The organism is Ostreiculturibacter nitratireducens, from assembly GCF_032670585.1.
GTDB lineage: Bacteria > Pseudomonadota > Alphaproteobacteria > Rhodobacterales > Rhodobacteraceae > Ostreiculturibacter > Ostreiculturibacter nitratireducens.
In genome coordinates this window covers 1-1206 of the sequence record NZ_JAVQHL010000011.1, presented here as the reverse complement: position 1 = coordinate 1206, position 1206 = coordinate 1, and the positions used below count along the sequence as shown (strand labels likewise).

Genomic DNA, 1206 nt, shown 5'->3' with positions numbered 1-1206 from the left:
TCAGAAGAACGCCTGGAGGCCGGTTATCGCTCGACCGAGGATGAGGGCGTGGACGTCGTGCGTGCCCTCGTAGGTGTTGACGGTCTCGAGGTTGGCCATGTGGCGCATGACCTGGAAGTCCTCCTGGATGCCGTTGCCGCCGTGCATGTCGCGGGCCATGCGCGCGATGTCGAGCGCCTTGCCGCAGTTGTTGCGCTTGACGATGGAGATCATCTCGGGCGCGGCCTTGGCCTCGTCCATCAGCCGGCCGACGCGCAGGGACGCCTGCAGGCCGAGCGAGATCTCGGTCATCATGTCGGCGAGCTTCTTCTGGAAGAGCTGGGTCTGGGCCAGGGGGCGGTTGAACTGCTTGCGGTCGAGCCCGTATTGGCGCGCCGCGTGCCAGCAGAACTCCGCCGCGCCGAGGACGCCCCAGGAAATCCCGTAGCGCGCCCGGTTGAGGCAGCCGAACGGGCCCTTCAGCCCCTCGACATTCGGCAGGAGCGCGTCCTCGCCGACCTCGACGTCCTTCATCACGATCTCGCCGGTGATGCTCGCGCGGAGCGACAGCTTGCCGCCGATCTTCGGCGCCGAGAGCCCCTTCATGCCCTTCTCGAGGACGAAGCCCCGGATCTTGCCGCCATGCGCCTCGGACTTCGCCCAGACGACGAAGACATCCGCGATCGGCGCGTTCGAGATCCACATCTTCGAGCCCGACAGCACGTAGCCAGAGGCGGTCTTCCGCGCCGTGGTCTTCATCCCCGCCGGGTCCGAGCCCGCGTCGGGCTCGGTCAGCCCGAAGCAGCCGATCCATTCGCCCGAGGCGAGCTTCGGCAGGTATTTCCGTCGCTGCTCCTCGGAGCCGTAGGCATAGATCGGGTACATCACCAGCGAGGACTGCACGCTCATCATCGAGCGGTAGCCCGAGTCGACCCGCTCGATCTCGCGCGCGACGAGGCCGTAGGTGACATAGGACGCGCCGAGCCCGCCGTATTCCTCCGGTACCGTCACGCCCAGAAGACCCATCTCGCCCATCTCGCGGAAGATCGACGGATCGGTCTCTTCCTCCCGGTAGGCGGCGATCACGCGCGGCTGGAGCTTCTCCCGCGCATAGCTTCGCGCCGCGTCGCGCATCATCCGCTCGTCCTCGGACAACTGCTCTTCCAGCCGGAAGGCGTCCTCCCAGTCAAAGCGCGAAAGATCAGGGGCGTCCTTGGGTTTCAGGGC

At 66.7% G+C, this 1206-nt stretch carries 1 protein-coding gene; it reads right to left on the bottom strand.

Annotated features, from left to right (window positions below; translation table 11 throughout):
* Positions 1-1203 (bottom strand): acyl-CoA dehydrogenase, encoded by a 1203-nt coding sequence (locus tag ABCN56_RS19665; protein WP_343082532.1) that lies wholly within the window; start codon positions 1201-1203, stop codon positions 1-3.
* Positions 1204-1206: the final 3 nt, after the last annotated feature.